Annotated in this window: 16 protein-coding genes and 1 riboswitch; of the genes, 7 read left to right on the top strand and 9 right to left on the bottom strand. The window is 74.1% G+C overall.

What is annotated here, in order from left to right; translation table 11 throughout:
• Positions 1 to 59: 59 nt before the first annotated feature.
• The 3 genes from LX15_RS26315 (at position 60) to LX15_RS26305 (ending at position 2,894) form a co-directional block, all read left to right on the top strand.
• On the top strand, positions 60 to 932 hold the full coding sequence (locus LX15_RS26315; protein ID WP_253672464.1) for a Vgb family protein: 873 nt from the start codon (positions 60 to 62) through the stop codon (positions 930 to 932).
• A 192-nt stretch (positions 933 to 1,124) separates the two neighbouring features.
• On the top strand, positions 1,125 to 1,766 hold the full coding sequence (locus LX15_RS26310; RefSeq protein ID WP_253672437.1) for a class I SAM-dependent methyltransferase: 642 nt from the start codon (positions 1,125 to 1,127) through the stop codon (positions 1,764 to 1,766).
• Positions 1,767 to 1,850: 84 nt separating this feature from the next.
• Positions 1,851 to 2,894, top strand: coding sequence for a DNA polymerase IV (locus tag LX15_RS26305; RefSeq protein ID WP_253672435.1), 1,044 nt, complete (start codon positions 1,851 to 1,853; stop codon positions 2,892 to 2,894).
• Between the two features lie 76 nt (positions 2,895 to 2,970).
• Here LX15_RS26305 and LX15_RS26300 read toward each other — a convergent pair whose 3' ends face one another.
• Together LX15_RS26300 and LX15_RS26295 are read right to left on the bottom strand one after the other, a co-directional pair.
• Positions 2,971 to 3,747: a polyprenol monophosphomannose synthase gene (locus LX15_RS26300; protein ID WP_253672433.1), complete on the bottom strand. Its 777-nt coding sequence runs from the start codon at positions 3,745 to 3,747 to the stop codon at positions 2,971 to 2,973.
• A gap of 597 nt (positions 3,748 to 4,344) precedes the next feature.
• Complete coding sequence (locus tag LX15_RS26295) at positions 4,345 to 4,980, bottom strand: hypothetical protein (protein WP_253672431.1); 636 nt, start codon at positions 4,978 to 4,980, stop codon at positions 4,345 to 4,347.
• A 377-nt stretch (positions 4,981 to 5,357) separates the two neighbouring features.
• Between LX15_RS26295 and LX15_RS26290 the strand changes: the two genes are divergently transcribed.
• Positions 5,358 to 6,053 carry a hypothetical protein gene (locus LX15_RS26290; protein ID WP_253672429.1) on the top strand — a complete coding sequence of 232 codons (696 nt, stop codon included), beginning with the start codon at positions 5,358 to 5,360 and terminating at the stop codon, positions 6,051 to 6,053.
• A 668-nt stretch (positions 6,054 to 6,721) separates the two neighbouring features.
• On the opposite strand, the gene LX15_RS26285 is transcribed toward LX15_RS26290, so the two are convergent.
• The 7 genes from LX15_RS26285 to cobN form a co-directional block, all read right to left on the bottom strand.
• Positions 6,722 to 7,267 (bottom strand): EF-hand domain-containing protein, encoded by a 546-nt coding sequence (locus LX15_RS26285; protein WP_253672427.1) that lies wholly within the window; start codon positions 7,265 to 7,267, stop codon positions 6,722 to 6,724.
• Between the two features lie 100 nt (positions 7,268 to 7,367).
• Positions 7,368 to 11,990 (bottom strand): type I polyketide synthase, encoded by a 4,623-nt coding sequence (locus LX15_RS26280; RefSeq protein ID WP_253672462.1) that lies wholly within the window; start codon positions 11,988 to 11,990, stop codon positions 7,368 to 7,370.
• Positions 11,991 to 11,999: 9 nt separating this feature from the next.
• On the bottom strand, positions 12,000 to 14,030 hold the full coding sequence (locus LX15_RS26275) for a non-ribosomal peptide synthetase (protein WP_253672425.1): 2,031 nt from the start codon (positions 14,028 to 14,030) through the stop codon (positions 12,000 to 12,002).
• A gap of 7 nt (positions 14,031 to 14,037) precedes the next feature.
• Positions 14,038 to 15,030 carry an NAD(P)-binding domain-containing protein gene (locus LX15_RS26270; protein WP_253672423.1) on the bottom strand — a complete coding sequence of 331 codons (993 nt, stop codon included), beginning with the start codon at positions 15,028 to 15,030 and terminating at the stop codon, positions 14,038 to 14,040.
• A complete protein-coding gene (locus tag LX15_RS26265) occupies positions 15,023 to 15,874 on the bottom strand; it encodes an SAM-dependent methyltransferase (RefSeq protein WP_253672421.1) in 852 nt (283 codons plus the stop codon). The genes LX15_RS26270 and LX15_RS26265 overlap by 8 nt, the downstream gene beginning before the upstream one ends.
• 607 nt (positions 15,875 to 16,481) lie before the next feature.
• Entirely contained in the window at positions 16,482 to 17,555 is a 1,074-nt protein-coding gene (gene tsaD / locus LX15_RS26260; protein ID WP_253672419.1) for a tRNA (adenosine(37)-N6)-threonylcarbamoyltransferase complex transferase subunit TsaD, read from the bottom strand.
• Between the two features lie 10 nt (positions 17,556 to 17,565).
• Complete coding sequence (gene cobN, locus LX15_RS26255) at positions 17,566 to 21,171, bottom strand: cobaltochelatase subunit CobN (RefSeq protein ID WP_253672460.1); 3,606 nt, start codon at positions 21,169 to 21,171, stop codon at positions 17,566 to 17,568.
• A 131-nt stretch (positions 21,172 to 21,302) separates the two neighbouring features.
• Positions 21,303 to 21,425, bottom strand: a riboswitch (cobalamin riboswitch).
• Positions 21,426 to 21,497: 72 nt separating this feature from the next.
• Here cobN and cobG point away from each other — a divergent pair.
• From cobG to LX15_RS26240, 3 genes are read left to right on the top strand one after another with little or no spacing between them, the layout of a single operon-like run.
• Positions 21,498 to 22,814, top strand: coding sequence for a precorrin-3B synthase (cobG, locus tag LX15_RS26250; protein WP_253672416.1), 1,317 nt, complete (start codon positions 21,498 to 21,500; stop codon positions 22,812 to 22,814).
• The gene (locus tag LX15_RS26245; protein WP_253672414.1) at positions 22,811 to 23,437 is read left to right on the top strand and encodes a precorrin-8X methylmutase; all 627 of its coding nucleotides are present in this window, start codon (positions 22,811 to 22,813) and stop codon (positions 23,435 to 23,437) included. Before cobG ends, LX15_RS26245 begins: the two co-directional genes overlap by 4 nt.
• Complete coding sequence (locus tag LX15_RS26240) at positions 23,434 to 25,023, top strand: precorrin-2 C(20)-methyltransferase (protein WP_253672412.1); 1,590 nt, start codon at positions 23,434 to 23,436, stop codon at positions 25,021 to 25,023. Before LX15_RS26245 ends, LX15_RS26240 begins: the two co-directional genes overlap by 4 nt.
• Positions 25,024 to 25,176 lie beyond the last annotated feature (153 nt).

Here is a 25,176-nt window from a genome sequence, read left to right as displayed (position 1 = left end):
CACCTCACCCGACAAGGAGTTCCTTGGTGCAGCAGACCTTCCACGGCTCGGTTCATGAAATGTCCATTGAGGACACCGCCGCCGGTCCCTACGCCGTCGCCACCGGTGCGGACGGCGCCCTGTGGATGACGTTGGTCCACGCCGGCGAGATCGCGCGGTTGACGCCCGACGGCCACCTCGACCGCTACCCGCTCGCCCCGGGCTCGATGCCCTCGATCATCGTGCCCGGCCCGGACGACGCGCTCTGGTTCACGATGAACCGCGCGAACGCGATCGGCCGGATCACACTGGACGGCGACGTCACGTCGTTCGCCCTCCCGACCGACGACAGTGGACCGTTCGGCATCACGGCCGCCGCCGACGGGGCGCTGTGGTTCACCACCATCACCGGTGACAGCGTCGGCCGGATCACGCCCGACGGCGAGATCACGACGTTCGCCCTGCCGATGCGGGGCGGCATGCCGTCGATGATCACCCCGGGTCCGGACGACGCCCTGTGGTTCACCCTCAACCAGGCCGACGCCATCGGCAGGATCAGCCTCGACGGGACCGTCACCCTGCACGCCCTGCCCACCTCGGGGGCCGCGCCCGTGGGCATCACGTGCGGCACGGACGGCGCCGTCTGGTTCGTGGAGATCGGTGCCGGCCAGATCGGCCGGATCACGCCGCGGGGCCAGGTCACGGAGTACCCCCTGCCCGACAGGGCGGCGCGCCCGCACGCGATCACGGCCGACCCCGACGGTGGGTGTTGGTTCACCGAGTGGGCCGCCAACCGCGTCGGCTACGTCGGACCGGACGGCCGGATCGAGGAGTACGCGCTGCCCACGCCGAATTCGGAACCCCACGGCCTCACCGTGGGGCCGGACGGAACGGTCCACGTCGCGCTGGAGATCGGCGCGATCGCACGTCTGACGCGTGGCCAGCGGCCGTGACGAGCAAGGCTGAGCGCCGTGACGGACGAGGCTGAGCGGCCCGGACGGCCGGGCGCGAACGGACGACGGCCGCTTTTCTCCTTGTGCCCCAAGGAGAAAAGCGGCCTCGCCGCTCCCGTCTGGCCGATAGCGCACAAGCGCGCAGCGGCTTCTCCATGAAGTGAGATCTGGTGGTCTGCCTATGCTGCGAACATGCGCAGACCTCAGCTCCCCTCGTCGATGTGGTGGAGCATCAACAGCCATTACCACGGTTGGTTGTTACGACAGCTCCCGGCGCGAGCGGAACACGCGCTCGACGTCGGCTGCGGCACGGGCGCGCTCGTCCGCGAACTCGCCGCGCGCGTCGAGCGGGTCGACGGTGTGGACGTGTCCGCGCGGATGATCGAGCGTGCCCGCGAGAAGTCCCGGGCGCTGTCCCGCGTGCGGTGGTTGTTGGGTGACGTGCTGGACGGCGACCTCCCGTTGCGACCGGACGGCTACGACGTGGTCACCGCCGTGTCGAGCCTGCACCACATGCCGCTGCGGCCCGCCATGGCCAGGATGGCGGAGCTGGTCCGCCCCGGCGGGACGCTCGCGGTCATCGGGTTCTACCGGAGATCCACGCTCAGCGACCACGTGGTGTCAGCCATCGCGCTGCCCGCGTACGCGGCGGTCGGCGCGTACCGAGCGGCGATGGGTCGGGGTGGGAAGCTGGAGAACGACGGCATGCCCGTCCAGGACCCGACGACGACGCTGGCGGAGATCCGCGCCGCGGCGGCCGAGCTGCTCCCCGGGGCGCGGGTGCGGCGGTGTCTGTTCCACCGGTACCGGCTGGTGTGGCGACGGCCGAGCTGACCAGGGGAAATCCTTGGCGGCTCATCAGGACCGACCTCCGGGTCAGGTCGGCGGCGGGAACCGGTGCGGGCCGATACTGGGGACGTGTCCACACCGGAGTGGGTGCTGCACGTCGACCTTGACGAGTTCATCGCCGCGGTGGAGGTGGCTCGCCGGCCGGAACTCCGTGGCCGCCCGGTGGTGGTCGGCGGGTCCGGCGATCCCACCCGACGCGGTGTGGTGGCCACCGCCTCCTACGCGGCACGCGAGTTCGGTGTCCACTCCGGCATGCCCCTGCGCACCGCCGCCCGACGGTGCCCGGATGCGGTGTTCCTGCCGTCCGATCCCGCCGCCTACGAGGCGGTCTCGGAGCGGGTGATGGACACGCTCCGCGCGTTCCCGGTGGTGGTCGAGGTGCTGGGCTGGGACGAGGCGTTCCTCGGCGCGCGCACCGACGACCCGGAGGCGTTGGCCGCCGACGTGCGACGCGCGGTCGCCGAGGAGACGGGCCTGTCCTGCTCGGTGGGCATCGGCGACAACAAGCTCCGCGCCAAGATCGCCACCGGTTTCGCCAAGCCCGCGGGGATCTACCGGCTGACCAGGGACAACTGGGTGTCGGTCATGGCGGACCGCCCGACGGACGCCTTGTGGGGGATCGGGAGGAGGACGGCGGCGCGGCTCGCGGCCGCCGGGCTGCGCACGGTCGCGGACCTGGCCAGGGCCGACCCGGAGGCGCTCGCCGAGCGGTTCGGCCCGAAGTTGGGGCCGTGGTACCGCCAGCTCGCGCTCGGCGCGGGCAGCACGGAGGTGTCATCGGCCCCGCACGTGCCCCGCTCCCGCAGCCGGGAGACGACCTTCGAGCAGGACCTCACGGACCCGGCCATGATCGCGGAACAGGTCGTCCTGCTGGCCGGGCGGGTGGCGCGGGACGTGGTGGCGGAGGGGCGGCCGGCGGTGCGGGTGACGGTCAAGGTGCGGTTCGCGCCGTTCCTCACCGAGACCCACGGCGTCGCGTTGCCCTCCCCCACCAGCGACGCCGAGGAGATCGAGCGCGCCGCGTCGGCCGTGCTCCGCCAGTTCGACCTCGACCGACCGGTGCGCTTGCTCGGCGTCCGGGCCGAGTTCGCGCCCGATCGCCCGCCCCCGTGAGCACGACTCTCCACTGTGGACCGAGCCAGGCACTGTGGACGAACCACGCGCGGTGGCGGGACGGGCCGCGGCGCGCTCACCTCCGGCGGGAGAGGAGGAGCCGCCACGGCATCGCGAGCCCTTCGAGCTTGACCTGAAGGGACATCTTCGAGGAGCCCGCCGCCCGCTCGGAGAACGTGATGGGCACCTCGCGCAGCTCCGCCCCCAACTGACGCGCCCGCCACTTCGTCTCCACCTGGAAGGCGTAGCCGTTGGAGCGGATGGTGGACAGGTCCATCCGCTCCAGGACCTCGGCGCGCCAGGCCACGAAACCGGCCGTGGCGTCCCGGACCCCCATCCGCAACAACACCGAGACGTACGTGTTGGCCGCCCGGGACAGCAACCGCCGCGACCACGGCCAGTCCGCGTCCAGCTCGCCGCCCTCGGCGTACCGCGAGCCCACGACGACGTCGGCGCCGTCGGCGAGCGCGGCGATCATGCGCGGAACGGCGTCGGCCGGGTGGGAGAGGTCGGCGTCCATCTGCACGACGGCCGCGCAACCCAGCTCCAGCGCCGTCCGCATCCCGGCGACGTAGGCGCGGCCGAGACCGTCCTTGCTGGTGCGGCGGACCACGTGCAGCAACCGGCCCTCCCGCCAGTCCGCCGCGGCCTGTTCGGCGAGGTCCGCCGTGCCGTCCGGGCTGCCGTCGTCGACCACGACCACGCACAGGTCGGGCAGGTCCAGCTCGGCGAGCCGGCGCAGGGCCTCGGCGATCGTCTCCGCCTCGTCGTAGGTCGGCAGGACCACCCCGACCCGGCCGACCCCCGCGACCGTCCGCGTTCGGTCTTCCTGTCGCGCCTCGACGTTCTCCATGTCCTCAGGATGCCTGGCGGGCCACGTCGGTTGCCCTGACTCGCGCCGATTCGTCGACCAGTTCACAGAAGAAACGGACATAAGGGAAGAACAGGACTCCCGCACCGGAGTGGAGCGCCCAGCGCCCAGCGGTCGGGAACACCCCGCTCACACTGTCCACTTCGAAATGTCCAATTCGGACAGAGTATGGACGGGAAGAGACGGCCGACGACGTGAGGCGAACGTCGGCGGGCGTCGCGGTGCCGGTCGTGGGTACTTCTACTCCTGGCCGGGAGTCGTCGATGCCTGGCTCGTGGAGATGGTGCGCCCCTCGACCTGCTCTCCCGGGTGGTCGTCTCCTCGCTCTCCGGTGGCGGGACGGTGCGGATCACGGCGGAGCCGCGACGTTCCTCGCCAAGGTGACCACCTGGCCCACCCCACGAGCCCAGGGTCCGGGGCCGGCGTGGCCGAGGCCGATCACGAGTCCCTGACGAGGCCCGTCTCATATGTCCACTGTGGATACGGTGGTGGCCGTGCGCCTCCCGGTCGCGGCCACCGCCCCGGCCAGGACGGGCACGGGCACGGGCACGGGCACGGGCACGGGCACGGGCAACCGTGTCAGGCCAGACGCAGGACGGCCCTGGGGAGATCGGGGGCGCACGAGTCGCAGACCTGGTAGTTCTTCCTGCCTCTGGACCCGCTGTGCTCCACCAGCCACCGCTGGGCCTGCTCGCGGGTGACGCGCCAGGCCCGTCCCCAGTGCCACACCTCGTTGAGCCCGTGCGCCCAGTCGCGCAGGGTTCCCGGGTACGCGGCCTCGTCGGTCCACCGGGGCAGCCTCGGGCACGTGGCCCGGTGCAGCGTGATGTCCTCGATCGCGTAGGGCCAGCGGGCGGGATCGGTCGACCGGGCGAGCTGCTGCTCGTAGAGCACCAGCGCGGCCTGGTGCTGCTGGATGTACTGGGCGCAGGTGGGGCAGCACCCGCCGGGCGGCACCTGGGCGGCGATCGCGGCCAGCAGGTGCTCCCGCACGCTGCCCGCGGTGACGATGCCCTGGTCGATCCGGGACAGCAGGTCCAGGACGTCCTCCAGCGCGACGTCCCACCCGCTTCCCGCGCGCAGCGTCCTCGGCCGCCACGACCTCCCCTGCCACCACGCCCTGATCAGGCGCTGCCCCGGCAGCACGACACGCATCTCCACACCCTCGTTGGTCCAGCGGGGCTCGGGGAGGCACGGCGGAACGGCTGATCCCATGGCCAGCGATCATGCCGAGGCCGGGGCCCTCCCCACCCCCTCCCTCACACCAGAGTGGGAGCCCGGCCCGCACATTTCACCGGAAAGTGCGGCAACCGATTTCCGTCACCGACGGACGGAACGGCGGAGTTTCGTTGTCATGCCGGCCGGGAACCGCGGGCCGACGCCCGGGCGGGGCCGGTCGCCGACCGAACGGGGAACCGGGCCGAAAAGATCATCCGGATTCTCCCCCGACGCGGCGACGAGCAATGATTCACTTTTGCCGGAGGGCCAGGAGGGCGGCGCGGCCAATGACGCTGCGCGATCAACAACAGCACACCGTGTGCTACTCGGACAGGGGGTGATCGAACCCGGTTCCGCTGCCGATGGACAACAGCGTGACTCCACATCTTCCGGGTGGACAACCCGGTTCGGCATATCACCCGTACCAGTTCCTCCAGGCGCTTCGGCTGTGGTGCTCCCCCGTCGCCAACCTCGACGAGCAGGGCGACGAGGGCATCCTGACGGTCGTGCACACCCTGCCCGAGCTCACCGCGCACCTGCGCCGGCTGGCCATACAGGGCAAGTTGCAGGTGAAGTTCCGGGACGTCCTGGTGCACTCGCTCACCGAGGCGACCAAGGCCATGGCGGCGGTCACCGACCTCCTGGAGATCACGACCAAGGACGACGACAAGCACAGCCCGTGGGACGAGGCGAACCTGCGGGCCCGAGAGGAGGCGTTCGACCTGCTCAGCAGGGCGGCGGCTGGCCTGAGCCGGCTGGAGGACCGTCTTCACTTTTGCTGCTACGAGGACAAGGCGCAGCCCCACGGCGAGGAACCACCCATGGTCAGGGACCGGGTCTCCCCCACCTCCCTGAACCCCGTCCGGCACCCGCAGGGCAGGGAGCGGCAGGACGACCGCCGGCCCGGCGCGGACGGCGCGGGCCAGGGAGGCCTCGGCGGCAACAGCGTCGTGGCCACCGCGGTGACCCGCTCGCTCGCCCACGCCAACCTCGGCTCGCTGAACGGGCCGGGAGGATCGCAGCGGGAGAACAACACCGCTCCCCCTGTGATCAACACGGGGAGCCGCTGACCCGACGGGGAGAACGGCGATCCCGTCTCCCCCGTCACCCCACCGACACGTGTGACGCCCCGCTCCCCAGCCGTTTCCGAACCAGGACGGCGCGGGATCGCGGGACGCATCGCGTGCCGGCGCTTCCCGTGCTGCCAGCGCGATTCTGGTGGCACGGTTCTGGCGGCGAGACCGATGACCACCGAGAAAGATTCCGAAAGAAGCCGAGAAAACAGTTGTACCTCCCCGTCCGGATTCTCGCTGGCTGAGAGCGGGTGATCCGGAGGGAACGCGGGAACGTGGGGCCGGGCGGGAACGCTCGGCCCCACGTTCGTCAGGTGCGTCCACGAGCCGTGGGACCAGAGCCCGGCGGCGTCGGAGGGGCGGAAAGCCACTGACGTCACGGCGAGACCGTCGCCGGAACCGTTCCGCTCCCGGCGACGGTCGATCCACGCGTTGGTCGTGGCGGTGAACGAGAACAGGCCCGGCGGCGGGGTGCCACCGCGATCCCGTGAGTCCACTTTGGACTGTCTAGAGAGGACATATGGTGGCCCCGGTCATCCCGCCGACGGGCTCTCCCGCGTTGACCACGGGTGACCCAGCGTCGACCCGTGTCCAACCTGACGAGCGGCGGCCACCCGGTGCCCGCCCCGTGCCCGCCCCGTGCCCGCCCCGTGCCCGCCTGATGTTTAGCCGGGCGAGCCGAACAGCCAGCTCCCCGGCGCGTTCTCATCCTCGCTGCTGATGTACTCCCGCCAGGCCACGACGTACTCCTCGCGCCCGATCTGGCCGTCGTCATCCCGGTCGAGGTGCGAGAACGAGGCCCTGGCCTCCTCCCGTGACGGACCGAACGCCTCGATCAGCCGCACGAACTCGTCCTGCGCGAGCTGCCCGTCGTCGTCCTGGTCGGCCAACGCGAACTCGGCCGCCGCGACCTCGCGGGCATGCTGGAGAAAGGAGTCCTGGGCCGCCAGGCTGGTCATCGCGGCCTCGAAGTCGTCCCGCCCGATCTGGCCGGTCTCCTCGATGCCGAGGTCCTCGCACAGCACGGCCCACGTGCGGCGGTAGTGGTCGAGGATCGCGTGGGCCTTCGGCGAGCTGGCCGGCAGGTCGAAGGTGTGGGCGAGGGAGCGCGCCATCTGCTCGAAGTCGCCCCGGAAGATGATCCCGTCGCCGTCGATGTCGATCTGGTCGAACACGCGGCCGTACCTGCGCCGCAACTGACCCCCGGTCATGCTGCTCCCTCCTCACCACTGGGGAGGCCGGCCGCCCGGCGCGGGACGCGCCCGGCCCGCGCCGGGGTCGGGGCCGACGACGCCCGGCGCGGGGGCGGGGTCAGCGCCCGCCCTGGCCCGGCGCGACGCCGTCCCCCGGCCACCACTCCCGCGTCACCGGCGGCCGCGCTCCTCCGTCGTGGACCTCCGGCACCTCCGGTTCCCATGGTGACCCACCCGGCTCCGCCGTGCCGTCGATCGCCCTGGCGAGCGCCCCGACCGTGGGCGCGGCGAACAGGTCCCGCACGGTGATCGCCACCCCCAGCTCCTCCTCGCACCGCTGGACGACCTGGAGCGCCAGCAGCGAGTGGCCGCCGAGGGCGAAGAAGTCGTCGTGCGGGCCGATCCCGGCCACGCCCAGCACCTGTTCCCAGACCCCGAGGAGGTCCCGTTCCAGCCGGCTCCTCGGCGCGAGGTCGGGCGGCGACCCGGCGTCGTCGCCCGGCCACCCCTCGGGGAGAGCGGCCTGCACGGCCGGCGACGCGGGTGCGTGGCGCCCGTCCTCGGACACGCGGGACGCGGCTACCAGGTCCTCCGGGGGCACGACGGACACCGCCACCTGACCGAGTGGCAACGCGGCCAGGGCGGCCTCGAAGGCGGCCACGGCGTCGTCCTGGCACATCCCCCCGCCCAGCTCCGCGCCGGAGAGCCGCCGGTGGTGGCGCTCGACGTCGACGGCCATGCCGGTCCCCCGCCACCGGTCCCAGTTGATCGACAGGGTCGGCACGCCCAGCTCCCTGCTCGCCTGGACCGCGGCGGTGTCGAGGAAGGCGTTCGCCGCCCCGTAGCAGGCCAGGCCGGGCGCGCCGACGAAGGAGGCCAGCGACGAGAAGAGCACGACGAAGTCGGGGCGCGCCCCCACCTCGCGGAGCGCGTCGAGCAGCACGACGGTCCCGTCCACCTTGGCGCGCAGGGCCTCGGCCACGTCGGCGTGACCGAGGAGCTGCGCCATGCCGCCCCCGGCCACGCCGGCGGCGTGCACCACGCCGTGGACGGCGCCGAAGCGCTCCAGCACCTCGCTGAGGACGTCCTTGATCCGGGTGCGGTCGGCGACGTCGGCGGCGTGGACGGTCACGTCGGCGCCGAGCGCGAGCAGGCGGCGCACGCCGTCGCCCCGCGCCGTGCCGACGTCGAGGTCCTCGGGGCCGGCGTGGCGCCCGATGAGGACCACCCGCGCGTGACGGGTCGTGGCCAGGTGCTCGGCCACCCGCAGACCCACGCCGCCGAGCCCCCCGGTGACGACGTAGACGCCGCGCGGCCGCAGCGGCGCCGGGGGCAGCTCGTGGTCGGCCAGCGACAGGAACCGCCGCACCCAGCGCCGGCCGCCCCGCAGGGCGACGGGCTCCTCGGCCTGGGGGCGGGCGAACTCGCTGAGCAGGTCGCGCGCGAGCTGGTCCTGGTCGGGCGTCCCGGCCGCGTCGACCTCCCCCGGGTCGAGGTCGACGACGGTGACCGACAGGGCGCTGATCTCGTGGGGCAGCACGCGGCTGGCGCCCACGGCGCACGCCGCGCGGGGGCTGAGCCGCTCCCCTCCGGTGACCGAGAACGCTCCCCTGGTCACGACGCACAGCTCCACGGGCCGCGTCCCGCCCGCCGCGCCCCGGGCGACCCCGATCACGCTGGCCAGGTCGGGGCCGAACTCGGCGCGTTCCGGCCGGGACCAGAGATCGACGATCCGCAACGGCCGGTCCTGGTCGCCGACGAGCGAGAACAACACGGGGTAGTGCCCGGTCTCCTCCGGGGGGAGTTCGACGTCGGTGGCGCCGGTCCGCCGGAAGTCCGTGCCCGGTGTCGCCACCACCGGCTCCGCCCCGTGCCGGCGCAGGACGGCCACGACCCGGTCGGCCAGCGGCGAGTGGTCCGACAGGACCAGCCACCCCCCGCCGCGGGCCACGGCGTGCAGGTCGGGGCGCGTCAGGTCGACCGAGCGCCGCCAGTCGACGGCGTAGAGCCAGTCCCTCGGCCGCGTGGGCCGCGGCCGGGGCCGGGCCGGGGCGGACGGCGACCCGCTCCGGTCAAGCCGGCAGGGCGTCGGGGCGAAGGAGTAGCGCACCGAGGGGACCCTGGCGCGCCGCTCGTCCCGGTACAGCGCGGACACGTCAACGTCCACACCGGACACCCACAGCCGGCCCACCGCGTCGAGCAGCACCTCCACGTCGTCGCGGCGTTCCTGCGGGTGCCGGGTCGCGCTGACCACCAGCACGTCGGGCGCGCCGCCGAGCGCGGCCCGCGCGAGGGTGGCCAGCGTCGTGCCGGGGCCGACCTCGACCAGCGCCGCGCGGCCCCTGGCCAGGACGTGCTCCAACCCCTCGGCGAACCGGACGGTCGTGCGGAGGTGGGTCACCCAGTACTCGGGGTCGGCCACCTCGTCACCGACCACGCGACCGTACACATTGGACACCAGAGGCGCGGTGGGCGGGCGCAGCGGGATCCCGGACAGGAACCGGCGGAACTCGGGGAGGCCGGACTCCACCAGCTCGGAGTGGGCGGCGGTGGTCAGCGGGAGCGCTTGGCAGGACACCCCCTGCGCGGTGAGCTGCCGCCGCAGCGTCCTGATCTGGTCGGCCGGGCCGGCCACCACGCACAACGCCGGGCCGTTCACCGCGCACAGCGACAGCGTCCCGGTCAGGAACGGCCGGATCTCGTGCTCGGCGGCGGCGACGCTGAGCATCGCCCCGTCCGAGAGCGCGGCGAGGATCCGTCCCCGCTCGACCACCACGGCCAGCGCGTCGCGCAGCGTGAACACACCCGCGAAGTGGGCGGCGGCGTACTCGCCGAGGCTGTGGCCGAGGAACACCGTGGGCCGCAGCCCCAGCGCGGTCAGCAGCCGGCCGAGCGCGACCTCGGTGACGAACAGCGCGGGCAGGGCACTCGTCGGGTCCTCGATCGCCGCCGCCCCCAGCTCGGCCGCGAGCGGGTGGTCGAAGAACAACGCCGCGCGGACGAGATCGGCCAGCACGGGGTCGGCCAGCACGGGGTCGGCCAGCAGGCCGAGGCACTCGTCCACGGCCTCCCGGTAGACCGGGTAGTGCTGGTAGAGGCCGCGCCCCATGTCGCGGTACTGCGCGCCGCCGCCGGGGAACATGAACACGAGGTCGTCCGGCGGCCCGAGGTGGGCGTCGCCGACCACCAGCCGCGCGTCGTCCACCGACGGCGCGCAGAGGGAGCGCACCGCCGTCTCGCGGTCCGGGAACACCCCGGCCAGCCGTCGGCCGAACTGGCGACGGCCGACGGCCAGCGTGTAGGCGACGTCGGCGAGGTCGGCCTCGCGGTCGCGCAGGAACCGCCCGCACTCCTCGGCGTCGGCCTGGAGCGCCTCGACGTCACGCGCGGACAACGTCACGAGCTGCCACGGGCGGCTCGGCCCCGACGGCGGGCGCGGTGGGGCCTCCTCCAGGATGACGTGCGCGTTGGTGCCGCCGATGCCGAAGGAGCTGACGGCGACGCGCCGGGGATGGGCCGCCGACGGCCACGGTCCGCCGTCGACGCGCGGCTGGAACGGGCTGCTCGCGAAGTCGATCTCCGGGTTGGGGCGGCGGAAGTGCGGGCTGGGCGGCAGGTACCGGTGGTGCAGCATCAGCGCCGCCTTGATGAAACCGGCGACCCCGGCCGCGGCGTCGGTGTGCCCGATGTTGGCCTTGACCGAGCCGAGGCCGCAGAAGCCCACCCCGGTCGCGCCGGCCGCGCGGTAGGCCTCGGTCAGGGCGGTGACCTCCACGACGTCCCCGACGGCGGTGGCGGTGCCGTGCGCCTCGACGTAGCCGACGGTGTCGGGGGCGACGTTGGCCGCGGTGAGCGCGTCGCGGACCGCCGCCGCCTGGCCGAGCACACCGGGCGCGACGTAGCTGAGCCTGGCCGCGCCGTCGTTGGTCACCGCCCCGCCCCTGACCACGGCGTAGATCCGGTCGCCGCTGGCCAGGGCGTCGGCCATCCGCCGCAGCACCACCACGCCGAGGCCGTCGGCCGGCACGAACCCCGTGCCCGCCTCGTCGAAGGGCCGCACGTGCCCGTCGACCGACCAGATCCCGTTGTCCCGCCGGAGATAACCCATGCGCCGCAACGGCGTCCACGACACGCCGCCGGCCAGGGCCATGTCGCAGTCGAAGGTCAGCAGCGCCTGGCAGGCGAGGTGAATGGCGACCAACGACGTCGAGCAGGCGGTCTGCACGGCGATGCTCGGTCCGGTCAGGCCGAGCTTGTAGGACACGCGGGTCGGCAGGAAGTCCTTGTCGTTGGCGGACATCAGCAGGTCACTGGAGGTGCCGAGGAACGCGCCGAGGTCCACCCGGTGGTAGGTGCCCATCGTCTGTCCCGCGTAGACACCGACCCGGCCGGGGAAGGTGTCCGGGGCGTGGCCGGCGTCCTCCAGCGCGTGCCACGCGGCCTGGAGGAACATCCGTTGCTGGGGGTCGATCAGGGCGGCCTCGCGCGCCGAGTACCCGAAGAAGGTGGCGTCGAAGTCCTCGCCGTCGGGCACGATCCCCGCCGCGGGGACCAGGTCGGGGTGGCCGAGCCGGTCGTCGTCGGCTCCGGCCGCCCGCATCTCCTCGCGGCTGAGCCGGGAGATGCCCTCGCGGCCCTCGGCGACGAGCCGCCAGTAGGCGTCGAGGGTGGGTGCGCCGGGAAACCGGCAGCTCATCCCGACGACCGCGATGTCGAGAGCCGTCTGCTCCCTGTCCTCCACCTTCAACCGTCATCCTTTCCGTCGGCGTGCCCGCAGGCGTTGGCTCGTCCGCGCGCGGTGGTCCCGCACCGGCGGCACGTCGGCGCCGGACCGCCCGCCCCCGGGCACGGCCGGACCGTCGGCGCCGCCGGGACCGTCGACGCCGTCCAGACGCGCGGCGAGGAGCCGGACGTTGTGGGCCCGCACGAGGTCGGCCGTGGACACGCGCGCTCGCCAGCGCGCCGAGATCTCCTCACGCAGCCGCGCGAGGTCGAGCGAGGTGCCGCCCAACGCGAAGAAGTCGTCGGTCGCGCCGACCCGGTCCAGCCCCAGCACCCGCGCCCACAGCCGGGCCAGCGCCCGCTCGGTGTCCCCGCGCGGGGGCGCGTAGTCGTGGCCGAGCGGCGGCCGGCTCGCGCCGGGCGCGGGCAGGGCCGCCCGGTCCACCTTGCCGTGCGGGGTGAGGGGGAGGCGGTCGAGCGCGACGAACACCGACGGCACCAGGTAGTCCGGCAGTCGGGTGGCCAGGAACGCGCGCAGCTCGGGGACCGGCACCGGGCGGCGGTCGGGCACCTCCAGGTAGGCGACCAGCCGTCGGTGGTCGGCGACGCCATCCCTGGTGGTGACGACGCCATCCCTGGTGGTGACGACGGCGTCCCTGGTGGTGACGACGGCGTCGGTCGTCGTGACGACCGCGTTCGCGACGTGGGGATGGGCGCGCAGCGCCTCCTCCACCTCGCCCGGCTCGACCCGGAACCCCCTGACCTTGATCTGGTGGTCGACCCGGCCCACGAACTCGACCTGCCCGTCGGGCCGCCGACGACCCAGGTCGCCGGTGCGGTACATCCGCGCACCCGGCCGACAGGAGAAGGGGTCGGGCAGGAACCTCAGTGCGGTCAGGTCCGGGCGGTTGAGGTAGCCGCGGGCGACGCCGGCCCCGCCCACGTACAGCTCGCCGATCGCGCCGGGGGCCGAGGGCCGCCCAGCCTCGTCGAGGACGTACAGCGCGACCCCGGGCAGGACCGCGCCCAGCGTCGGCTTCCCCGGCTGGTCCGCGCACCGGCCCGCGGTCGCGCTCACCGTCGCCTCGGTGGGGCCGTAGGCGTTGAACAGGCGGACGCGGCCGGCCCAGCGGCGCACCAGGAACTCCGGCAACGCCTCGCCGCCGGCCACCAGGGTGGCCACCGGCGGCGGGTCGGTCGCCGGGAGCGAGGCGAGCAGCGACGGCGAGGCCGAGAAGTGGGTGGCCCGGTGCTCCCGGAGGGCGCGGGCCAGGTCCGCGCCGGTCAGGGACGACCCCGCCGACGGCAGGCAGAGCGTGCCCCCGTTGAGGAGGCTCATCGCCAGCTCCCACACCGAGGCGTCGAAGGTGATCGGCGCGAACCGGAGGACGCGGGCGCCCGCGAGGTCGCCGAACCGGCTGGCCAACCCGACCGCGAGGTTGACCACGCCGGCGTGCTCCACGAGCACACCCTTGGGCGTGCCGGTGGAGCCGGAGGTGTAGAGGACGTAGGCCAGGTTCCGGCCGCTCACCCGGGGTTTCACCGCATCCGCCGCAGGGGACGCGTCGGGCTCGTCGGTTCCCTCTGGCTCGTCGGGTTGGCCGGACCCGTCAGGCCCGTCAGGCTCGGTGGGCTCGGTGGGCTCGGTGGCGCCGTCGCCCCGGTCGAGGCGCACGACGTGCCGGACGTGGCCGGGGAGCGCGACGGGCGGGTCCTGGTCGGCGACGAGGACGGCGGCCCCGGTGTCGGCCAGCGCCATGGCGGTCCGGCTCGCCGGTTGCGCGCGGGTCAGCGGCACGTAGGCGCCCCCGGCCTTCCACACCGCGAGCACCGCGACGACCAGCTCGACCGGCCGGTCGACCAGGAGGGCGACGACGACCTCGGGGCCGACGCCGTGGGCGCGCAGGCGGGCGGCGAGGCGGGCGGCCCTGGTGTCCAACTCGCCGTAGCCGACCTCGCGGCCGGCGTGGACGAGGGCGGGCCGGTCCGGTGCAAGCGCCGCCCACCGCTCGACAAGCTCGTGCGCGCCCCCGGGGCCCAGCTCGGTTCCCGCGCCCACCCCAACCTCACAGGTGGACCGTCGGGCGCGGGAACTGTTCACAGAGGACGGTGATGTGTTCACTGTGGAATCCGTCGTCGAGCGCCTGACGCACCCGGTCGCGCAGGACGGGGAGGAAGGACCGGGTGATGCCGCTCTCCTCGGCGAACGACGCGAGCTGCCGCAACACGTCCAGGTGCGTCGTCAGCGGGGCCTGCTCGTGCCGGTAGTCGCCCCGCTCCAGCAGCTCCACGCCGACGTCGACGGTCTGCTGGACGCCCGCCTGGTGCAGTGGAACGGACTTCGCGAACGCCTCCAGCGGAACTCCGGTGCGCGTGGCGAAGGCGACGCATTCAAGGAATCCGTTGACGGCCGCGTAGTACCAGACGGCCGCGACCATGAGGTACGCCTTGGCGCAGCGGATGTCGGGGCCGAGGTGGACCGAGAGGCCGCCCAACGCCCTGCGCAGCGGGGCGATCTCCTCGTAGTACTCCTCCGGTCCTGAGTAGACGGTGTGGCAGTCCGGGGTGCCGACGGTCCGCGGGTGACCGAGGAAGGCCGCCTCCAGGCACCGCCCTCCCACGCCCTCGACCCACGTCACGAACGGGGCGACGTCGTCGCGGGAGCCACTCGCGGTCTGCACGACGAGCCGGCCGCCCAGACACGCCCCCGCCGGTTCCAACACCTCGCGGGCGACGTCGTAGCCGAGCAGGGCCAGCACCACCGTGCGGCTGGACCGCACCGCCTCCTCGACGGTGCGGCACCGGGTGATGTTCGGGCCGACCAGCGCCTGCGCGCGGTCCGCGCTCCGGTTCCACACCGCGACCGACAGCCCGGCTCCCGCGCAGGCCCTGGCCACGGCGGCGCCCATGGCGCCGGTGCCGAGCACCGCCACGTCCACCGCGTCCGGCCCTCCCCGCGCGCGACGGACCCCTGCCCTGCCCGCCTCGGGCGCGCCGCGCCGGGACCCCTGGCGGACTGCTTTCCCGGAGCGGGGCGGGACGGCGGCGCGCTCAGGCACGGTCGGCCCGCCGCGCCACGAGGATCATGTGCGCCAGCTCCGGCGCCGCGGCCCAGTCCGCGAAGGCCCGCAGCACCCTGGCGGTCTCGTCGACGCCGTACTCCCGCTCCAGGTCGGCGCGGTGGTCGCGCAGGCGCGCGACGAGCCGGGTGAACGAGCACCCGACGTGCTCGGTGACGTCGACGAACTCGACGACGTCCAGCCCGGCCTCGCGCAGCAGGCGGAAGTGCGCGCCGAGCGTCCCCAGCGCGGTCATCGGGAGGAGGTCGAAGAACTCCGCGACCCGGCGGAGGAGGTCGTCGTCCACGGGCGTCCGCAGGAACGGCGTCTCGACGACCAGCCGCCCTCGCGGGCGGAGCAGGCGGGCGATCTCCGGGAACACCTCGGAGAGCGCGAAGTGCGGGGTGGACTCGAACGCGAGGACCGCGTCGAAGGCGCCGTCGGGGAACGGCGTGTCGAGCGCGTCGCACTCGACGAACGTGACCAGGTCGGCCAGGCCGGCCATGTCGGCGCGCCGCCGGGCGTCCGCCAGCGCGCGCGGGTTGACGTCGACGCCGACCACCTCCGCGCCGGTGGCCTTGGCCGCCTCGACCGTCGCCGCGCCGTGACCGCACCCGAGGTCGAGGACGCGGTCGCCGGGACCGACGCCGAGGCGGCCCACGACGAGCGTGGTGAGCCGGGCGGTGGCCACCTCGATCGGGCTGTCGTCCTCGGGGCCGGTCCAGTAGCCGTGGTGGAGGTCGGGGCCCCAGTACCTGGCGATCAGGGGCGCGAGGTGGTCGTAGGCGGCGACGACCTGCCGACCCGCGACGGGCGCGGCCGCGGTGTTCGTGCTCGTGCTCATCGGTTGCTCACCCGACCTCCCGGAAGAAGCGACCGCGGACCGCCGGTCGCGGTCGCGCCACGCGGGGGAACCGGACGCCCCGGCGGGTCGCCGCAGGGGACGGGTCGGGCGTGGCCGGGAACCGTCGTGACGAGACCAGGAACGGTCAAGGCAGAACCCCTCACCCGAGTGAACATCGGACCGCCGTGGCACATCACCATCACCTCGGGACGCCGTCTGGGGCTCTTGAGCGCCGCCACCCGGTGAGGCGACCGGAAGTAACCCGCCCGTCTTCCCCGGATCACATGTGATCCACTGCCTCCTCCCCGGCGTGGGACGGCCGGCGGCCGCCGTTCTCCCGGGTTCGACGGCCAGCGCTGGACGTCGGTCAGGCCGCGAGGTCGAGCAGGACCGGCGAGGGCGTTCTCAGGGCAGGTGACCGCGCTTGAGCGTCCATGAGGGACGCTCGCTTCGCGTGCGCGTCCAGCGCGAGAGATGCCGATCCCCGCGCGGTGTCAGCACGCGTGGGCGGTGTCCGACCCTGAAGACGGAAGTGTCCCGTGAGGACACTCGTCCTCACGGGACACGTCACACCCGATCGACCACCGGGATGTGGACCGGCGGTGGGTCAGGCGACGCTGGGCTCGGCGTCGTCCGGGTCGGCGGTGGGGTCGAGCTGCGCCCAGGTCAGCTCCACGCTCGGCTGGACCGACAGGCGGGCGTCCGACGGCCGCGCGCCCGCGCGGACCAGGAGGTCGCCGACGGCGGCGATCATCGCGCCGTTGTCGGTGCAGAGCCGGATCGGCGGCACCCGCAGCTCGATGCCGGCCTCGGCGCAGCGCTGCTCGGCCAGGGCGCGGACCCTGCTGTTCGCGGCCACCCCACCGACGATCACCAGGGTCGACACGTCGTGCTCCCGGCACGCCCGGATCGCCTTGAGCGTCAGCGTGTCCGCCACCGCCTCCTGGAAGCTCGCGGCCACGTCGGGCACGGACAGCTCCCGCCCCGCCGCGGCGGCCGCCTCGACGTGCCGGGCGACGGCGGTCTTCAGCCCCGAGAAGGAGAAACCCAGCGGCGGGTCGTTCCGGCCGGTGAGCGGACGGGGGAAGGCCACCGCCGTCGGGTCGCCCTCCCTGGCCGCCCTGTCGATCGCCGGGCCGCCGGGGTAGGGCAGGCCGAGGAGGCGCGCGACCTTGTCGAACGCCTCCCCCGCCGCGTCGTCCATCGTGTCCGACAGGTGCACGACCGGGTCACGCACCAGGTCACGCACCAGCAGCAGCGAGGTGTGCCCGCCCGAGACGATCAACACCACGCTGCGGGACGGAAGCTCGCCGTGGGCGAGGGTGTCGGCCGCGGCGTGCCCCGCCAGGTGGTGCACCGCGTACATCGGCACGCCCAGCGCCTGGGCGTACGCCTTGGCCGCGCCCACCCCGACGTGCAGGGCGGTGGACAGTCCCGGACCGGACGTGACCGCCACCGCCCCCACGTCGTCGAGGGTGAGCCGGGCCGAGGCCAAAGCCTCGCGGACGCAGGGCACGAGCGCGGAGACGTGGGCGCGGGCAGCGATCTCCGGCACGACCCCGCCGAAGCGGACGTGCTCGGCCATGCTGGACGACAGGGCGTCGCCGAGCAGCACGCCGTCCCTGACGAGGCCGACACCGGTCTCGTCGCAGGAGGTCTCGATACCCAACACCACGGTCATGGCCGCTCGTTCACCTCTCGTCGTCCTCAAGGTCGCCCTCGGTCCGCAGGTACACCTCGCGCAGCGCGTCGAGGGTGGCCTGCTCCGGCTTCTCCCACATGCCCCGGTCGGCCGCCTCCAGCAGGCGCTCGGCGATGCCATGCAACGCCCACGGATTCGACTGGGTCAGGAACCGCTGGTTCTCCTCGTCGAGCACGTAGCTCTCGGCGACCTTCTCGTACATCCAGTCGGCGACCACGTTGGTGGTGGCGTCGTACCCGAACAGGTAGTCCACCGTCGCCGCCAGCTCGAACGCGCCCTTGTAGCCGTGCCGGCGCATCGCGGCCAGCCACCTCGGGTTCACCACGCGCGCCCGGAAAATCCGGTTGGTCTCCTCGGTGAGCGCCCTGGTGCGGACCGAGTCCGGCCGGGTGCTGTCGCCGATGTAGGCCGTCGGCGTCTTCCCGGTGAGCGCACGGATCGTGGCGACCATGCCGCCGTGGTACTGGTAGTAGTCGTCCGAGTCGAGGATGTCGTGCTCGCGGGTGTCGACGTTCTTGGCGGCGACCGTGATCCGCTTGTACGTGGTCTCCATGTCCTCCCTGGCCGGCACGCCGTCCAGGCCGCGGCCGTAGGCGAAACCGCCCCAGACCGCGTAGACCTCGGCCAGGTCCGCGTCGTCCCGCCAGTTCCGGCTGTCGATCAACGGCAGGATGCCCGCGCCGTAGGAGCCCGGCTTCGAACCGAAGATCCGCATCGTCGCGCGCCGCTCGTCGCCGTGCCGCTCCCGGTCGGCGCGGACGTGGGCCAGCACGTAGTTCTGGTCCTCGGGCTCGTCGAGGTCGGCGACCAGCCGGACCGCGTCGTCGATCAGGGCCACCACGTGCGGGAACGCGTCCCGGAAGAAGCCGCTGATGCGGACGGTCACGTCGATCCTCGGCCGGCCCAGCTCCTCCAGCGGCACGACCTCCAGCCCGGTGACCCTGCGGGACTGCTCGTCCCACACCGGGCGGACACCGAGCAGGGCCAGCACCTCGGCCGCGTCGTCACCGGCGGTGCGCATCGCGCTGGTGCCCCACACCGACAGGCCGACCGAACGGGGCCACTCGCCGTGGTCGGCGCGGTAGCGCTCCAGCAGCGAGTCCGCCATGGCCTGGCCGGTCTCCCACGCCAGCCGGCTGGGCACGGCCTTGGGGTCGACCGAGTAGAAGTTGCGGCCCGTGGGCAGCACGTTGATCAGGCCGCGCAGCGGCGAGCCGCTCGGGCCGGCCGGCACGTAGCCGCCGTCGAGCGCGTGCAGCACCGCGTCCATCTCGTCGGTGGTGCGGTCCAGCCGGGGCACGACCTCGGTGGCCGCGAAGCGCAGGACCTTGGCGACCAGCTCGTCGGACCGGTCGAGGACCGACCGGCAGACGTCCTCGGCGGCGGCCGGGTCCCAGCCGCGCTCCTCCATCGCGGCGACGAGCGCGTGCGCCGTGGCCTCGGTCTCGTCGGTGGCGGTGCGGCCGGCGCTGCCGTCCTCGGCCATGCCCAGCGCCTCGCGCAGGCCGGGCAGCGCCGCGACCTGGCCGGCCCACATCTGTCGGGCCCTCAGCATGGCCAGCACGAGGTTGACCCTGGTCTCGCCGGTGGGCGCCTCGCCCAGCACGTGCAGGCCGTCCCGGATCTGCACGTCCTTGATCTCGCACAGCCAGCCGTCGACGTGCAGCAGGAAGTCGTCGAACTCGGCGTCGTGCGGCCGGTCCGCGATCCCCAGGTCGTGGTCCAGGCGCGCGGCCTGGATCAACGTCCAGATCTGGGCGCGGATCGCCGGCAGCTTGGCCGGGTCCATCGCCGCGATGTTCGCGTGCTCGTCGAGCAACTGCTCCAGCCTGGCGATGTCGCCGTAGCTGTCGGCCCTGGCCATCGGCGGCACCAGGTGGTCGACCAGGGTCGCGTGCGCGCGGCGCTTGGCCTGCGTGCCCTCGCCCGGGTCGTTGACCAGGAACGGGTAGATCAGCGGCAGGTCGCCCAGGGCGGCGTCGGGGCCGCAGGAGGCGGACATGCCGGCCGCCTTGCCCGGCAGCCACTCCAGGTTGCCGTGCTTGCCGACGTGCACGACGGCGTCGGCGCCGAACTCGTCCTCCAGCCAGCGGTAGGCCGCGAGGTAGTGGTGGCTGGGCGGCAGGTCGGGGTCGTGGTAGATCGCGATCGGGTTCTCCCCGAAGCCGCGCGGCGGCTGCACCAGGACGACCACGTTGCCCGCGCGCAGCGCCGCGAGCACGATCTCGCCGTCCTTGTCGCGCGAGCGGTCGACGAACAGCTCACCCGGCGGGGCGCCCCAGTGCCGCTCGATGTCCTCGCGCAGGTCCTCGGGCAGCGTCTGGTACCACGCGCGGTACCGCGCGGCGGAGATGCGCACCGGGTTGCCGGTGAGCTGCTCCTCGGTGAGCCAGTCCTGGTCCTGGCCGCCGGCGGCGATGAGCGCGTGGATCAGCTCGTCGCCGTCCTGGGTGGACACGCCCGGCAGGGCGTCGGGGCCCTCGGCCGGGCCGATGTCGTAGCCGCGCTCCCGCAGGGCGGCCAGAAGGCGGACGACGCTGGCCGGCGTGTCCAGGCCGACGGCGTTGCCGATGCGGGAGTGCTTGGTCGGGTAGGCCGACAGCACCACGGCGATCCGGCGGCGCTCGGCGGGGATGTGCCGCAACCTCGCGTGCCGGACGGCGATGCCGGCCACGCGCGAGGCGCGCTCGCGGTCGGCGACGTAGACGGTCAGCCCGTCCTCGTCGATCTCCTTGAAGGAGAAGGGAACCGTGATGATCCGGCCGTCGAACTCGGGGATCGCCACCTGCGACGCGGTGTCCAGCGGGGACAGGCCGTCGTCGTTCTCCTCCCACGCCGAACGCGGCGTGGTCAGGCACAGCCCCTGGAGGATCGGCACATCCAGCGCGGCCAACGCGCCGACGTCCCAGGTCTCGTCGTCCTCGCCGGCCGAGGCCGCGGCGGGCCTGGTGCCGCCGGCGGCGAGCACGGTGACGACCAGCGCGTCGGCCCGGCCCAGCGTCTCCAGCAGCTCGGGCTCGGCCGTGCGCAGCGAGGCGCAGAACACCGGGAGCGCCTGCCCGCCCGCGTCCTCGATCGCCTCGCACAGCGCCTCGACGAACGCGGTGTTCCCCGCGACGTGGTGGGCGCGGTAGTACAGCACGCCGACGACCGGCCCCTCGGTGCGGCGCGCGGCGCGCTCCAGCACGCCCCACGTGGGGGTCTCGGTGGGCGGCGCGAAGCCGTGGCCGGTCAACAGCACGGTGTCGGACAGGAAGTGGTGCAGCTCGGCGAGGTTCGCGGGGCCACCGTGGGCGAGGTAGGCGTGCGCCTCCGCGCAGACACCGGCCGGCACGGTGGACAGCTCCATCAGCTCGGCGTCCGGGGCCTGCTCGCCGCCGAGCACGACGACGGGGCGGGGGCCGGCGAGCAGCGCGTCCAGCCCCTCCTCCCAGGCCCTGCGCCCGCCGAGGATGCGGACGACGACGAGGTCGACGCCCTCCAGCAGGGCCGGCAGGTCGTCGACGGTGAGGCGGGCCGGGTTGCCCAGCCGGTAGTCAGCGCCGCTGGCGCGGGCGCTGAGCAGGTCGGTGTCGGAGGTCGACAACAGCAGGATCGCGCCCTGCGGGGCGTCGGCGCCGGTGTCCTGCGGGGCACCCGCTGCCGGCTGACGCGATGGCACGTCGTGGCTCACACGGTCCTCCCTCGGGGTCCTCGCCCCAGAGTCGTCGGGGTGTGGCGGCCGGGAGTCTCCTGGCTCCCGGATCGACGCTCACCCCGGCCTTCCCGCCCTGGTGGGCCGTGGCCGTGCCGTGGGGTTCGCTCCCCGGTGACAGTGGCGGGACCGCGCCGGAGTCGCACCGGCTTCCTCCCTCTGCCGCCGGGGGTGACCCTACCGACAGGCACCCTGATCCCGGCAACACCGCAAGTAGCATCCCCGCCGTGTCCCACGTCTCGCCCGTCAAGGACCTGTCACCGGGGTCGGACCCCGGCCCCGGCCGGACCCGGCCGGACGCCTGTCCCGGCGCGTTGCGGGCGCACCAGGCGGCCGACGGCGGACTGGCCAGGGTGCGGGCGCCGGGCGGCGCGCTCTCGGCGCGGCAGATGCGGGCGCTGGCGGCGGCCGCGGCGGAGCTGGGCGACGGGCACCTCGAACTGACCTCGCGGGGAAACATCCAGCTCAGGGGGCTCGCTCCCGGCGCTGAGCCGCTGCTGGCGGCCCGGCTCGCCGAGGCGGGGCTGCTGCCGTCGACCACGCACGAGCGGGTGCGCAACATCCTGGCCTCGCCGTTGAGCGGCAGGGACGGGCAGGGCGCGTGGGACGTCCGTCCACTGGTGACAGATCTTGACCAGGAGTTGCGCGCCCGCCCCGAGTTGGCGGAGCTGTCGGGCCGGTTCCTGTTCACGGTGGACGACGGGCGCGGCGACGTCGCGGGGCTCGACGGCGACGTGGGCGTGCTGGCGCTGGACCTCGGGCGCGCCGCCGTGCTGCTGTCCGGTGAGGACACCGGCCTGCGCGTGTCGGTCGAGGAGGCCGTGGACACCATGCTCGCCGCCGCGTCGGCCTTCCTCGCCGAGCGGGCGGCGCGGGGTTCCCGCGCCTGGCGGATCGCCGAACTGATCGCCGAACTGGAGGACGGACCCGCGCGGATTCTCACCCGTCTGGCCGATCGTCTGGGGCGCGCCCCGGAACCCGGGCCGGCCCTCGTGGTCCGGCCGCGCCAGCACGGTCCCGTAGGATCGATCAGGCAACGGGACGGGCGCGTCGCCATGGCCGTCCTGGTGCCACTCGGGCGACTCTCGGCCCAGCAGGCGGACATCCTCGCCGACGCCGCGCTCGACGGCGGGGACGAGCTGCGGGTCACGCCGTGGCGCGGGGTGGTCGTCCCCGACCTCCCCGGGGACGGGACGGGGCACTGGTCGTCCACAATGGACAGTCATGGCCTGGTCGTCGACCCGGCGTCGCCCTGGGTCGGGGTGAGCGCCTGCGCCGGACGGCCGGGCTGCGGGAAGGCCATGGCCGACGTCCGCGCCGACGCCACGTGGGTGACCCGTCGCGCGGACGAGGGACCCGGCACCGGGCTGCCGGTCCACTGGGTCGGCTGCGGCCGGCGGTGCGGCCGCCCGAGGGGGCGGGTCGTCGAGGTGGTCGCGACCGGCGCGGGCTACGAGGTGACCAGGGACGGCCACGTCCTGGCCAGGACCGGCGACATCGAGGAGACGGCTGCCGCGGTCGACGCGGCGCGGAGGGACCAGTGATCGACTACATCCGGGACGGCGCGGAGATCTACCGCCAGTCCTTCGCCACCATCCGCGCGGAGAGCGACCTGAGCCGGCTGCCGGCCGACCTGAGCCAGGTCGCGGTGCGCATGGTGCACGCCTGCGGCATGGTCGACCTGGTCGCGGACATCGCGTGGTCGCCGAACGTCGTCGCCGACGCGCGGGCCGCGCTGCGCGCGGGCGCGCCGATCCTCTGCGACGCGGCGATGGTCGCCTCCGGCGTCACCCGGCGTCGGCTGCCCGCCGACAACCCGGTGGTCTGCACGCTGTCCGACCCGCGCGTGCCGGGCCTGGCCGCCGAGCTGGGCACGACGCGCAGCGCCGCCGCGCTGGAGCTGTGGCGCGACCAGCTCGACGGTGCGGTCGTCGCCATCGGCAACGCGCCCACCGCGTTGTTCCGGCTGTTGGAGATGGTGGCCGAGGGCGCGGGCCGGCCGGCCGCCGTGCTGGGCATCCCCGTGGGCTTCATCGGGGCGGCCGAGTCCAAGCAGGCGCTGGCCGACAACGACCTCGGGCTGGAGTACCTGGTCGTGCGCGGGAGGCGGGGCGGCAGCGCCATCACCGCGGCGGCCATCAACGCGATCGCGAGCGAGGAAGAGTGAGCAGCAAGACGCGGGTCGGTCGGCTCTGGGGCGTGGGACTGGGTCCTGGTGACCCCGAGCTGGTGACGGTGAAGGCGGCCCGGCTGATCGGCGCCGCCGACGTCGTCGCCTACCACAGCGCCCGGCACGGCCGCAGCATCGCGCGGGCGCTGGCCGAGCCGTACCTGCGGGGCGACCAGGTCGAGGAACCGCTGATCTACCCGGTCACCACCGAGACGACCGACCACCCCGGCGGCTACCAGGGCGCGATGGACGAGTTCTACGCCGAGTGCGCCGCCCGGCTCGCCGCGCACCTGGACGCCGGCCGCGACGTCGTCGTGCTCGCCGAGGGCGACCCGCTCTTCTACGGCTCGTACATGCACATGCACAAGCGGCTGGCGCACCGCTACCCCACCGAGGTCGTGCCCGGCGTGACCTCGGTCAGCGGGGCCGCCGCCGTCCTCGGCCGGCCGTTGGTCGAGCGGGACGAGGTGCTGACGGTGCTGCCCGGCACGCTCCCGCCCGAGGCGCTGGCCGAGCGGCTGGCGTCCACGGACTCGGCGGCGGTGCTCAAGCTGGGGCGGACCTTCGAGAACGTTCGGGCGGCGCTGGACAAGGCGGGCCGGCTGGACGAGGCGTGGTACGTGGAGCGCGCCACCACCGAGGGCGAGCGGGTCGCGCCGCTGGCCGAGGTGGACCCGGCGACGGTGCCGTACTTCTCGCTCGCGCTGGTGCCGAGCCCGCTCAACGCCCAGAACCCCGAGGCGACCGGAAACCGGGATGCGACCGGGGACCTGACGGCAGCCGGGGACCTGGCGGCGACCGGAGCCGGCGCGGCGGAGCGGGACGGGGGCGTCGCGCGGGGCGAGGTGGTCGTGGTCGGCCTCGGCCCTGCCGGCCGGCCGTGGCTGACGCCCGAGGCGCAGGAGGCCCTGGCCGCGGCCGACGACCTGGTGGGCTACGGCCCGTACCTGGACCGGGTGCCGGCCAACCCGCGCCAGCGGCGGCACGCCTCGGACAACCGGGTGGAGGCCGAACGGGCCGCACACGCGTTGGAGCTGGCGCAGGCCGGTTCCCGGGTCGTGGTGGTCTCCTCGGGCGACCCCGGGGTGTTCGCGATGGCCAGCGCGGTGCTGGAGGTCGCGAGCGAGCCGAGGTTCCACGACGTCCCGGTGCGGGTACTGCCCGGCCTGACGGCGGCGCAGGCGGTGGCGAGCCGGGTCGGCGCGCCACTGGGCCACGACTTCTGCGTGATCTCCCTGTCCGACCGGCTCAAGCCGTGGGAGGTCATCACCGAGCGGCTGGTCGCGGCGGCCAAGGCGGATCTCGTGCTGGCGCTGTACAACCCGGCGTCGCGCAGCCGGCGGTGGCAGGTCGCGGCCATGCGGGACCTGCTGCTGGAGCACCGCGGCCCGGACACGGTGGTGGTCGTCGGCCGCGACGTGGGCGGCCCCGGGGAGCGGGTGCGGGTCACCACGCTGGCCGAGCTGGACCCGGACGAGGTCGACATGCGCACGCTGCTGATGATCGGGTCCTCGACGACGCGGGTGGTGCGTCGCGGGAACGACGACACCGTGGTGTTCACGCCGCGGCGCTACCCCGCCTGAGAACGTCGGCCAGCCTGCGCACGCTGGCTCGCCCAGGAACGGCCGGCACGCGTAGGACGCCAGCCCGCAGAGGGGTGGTGGCTCACCTAGGCGCGTCGGCTCGTCTAGGAACGCCGGCTCACCTAGGGACGCCGGCACGCCTAGGAATGTCGG

Origin of the sequence: Streptoalloteichus tenebrarius (genome assembly GCF_024171885.1) — a bacterium.
GTDB lineage: Bacteria > Actinomycetota > Actinomycetes > Mycobacteriales > Pseudonocardiaceae > Streptoalloteichus > Streptoalloteichus tenebrarius.
Note: the sequence above shows the minus strand (reverse complement) of the source record. Positions and strands in the feature narration are given on the sequence as shown.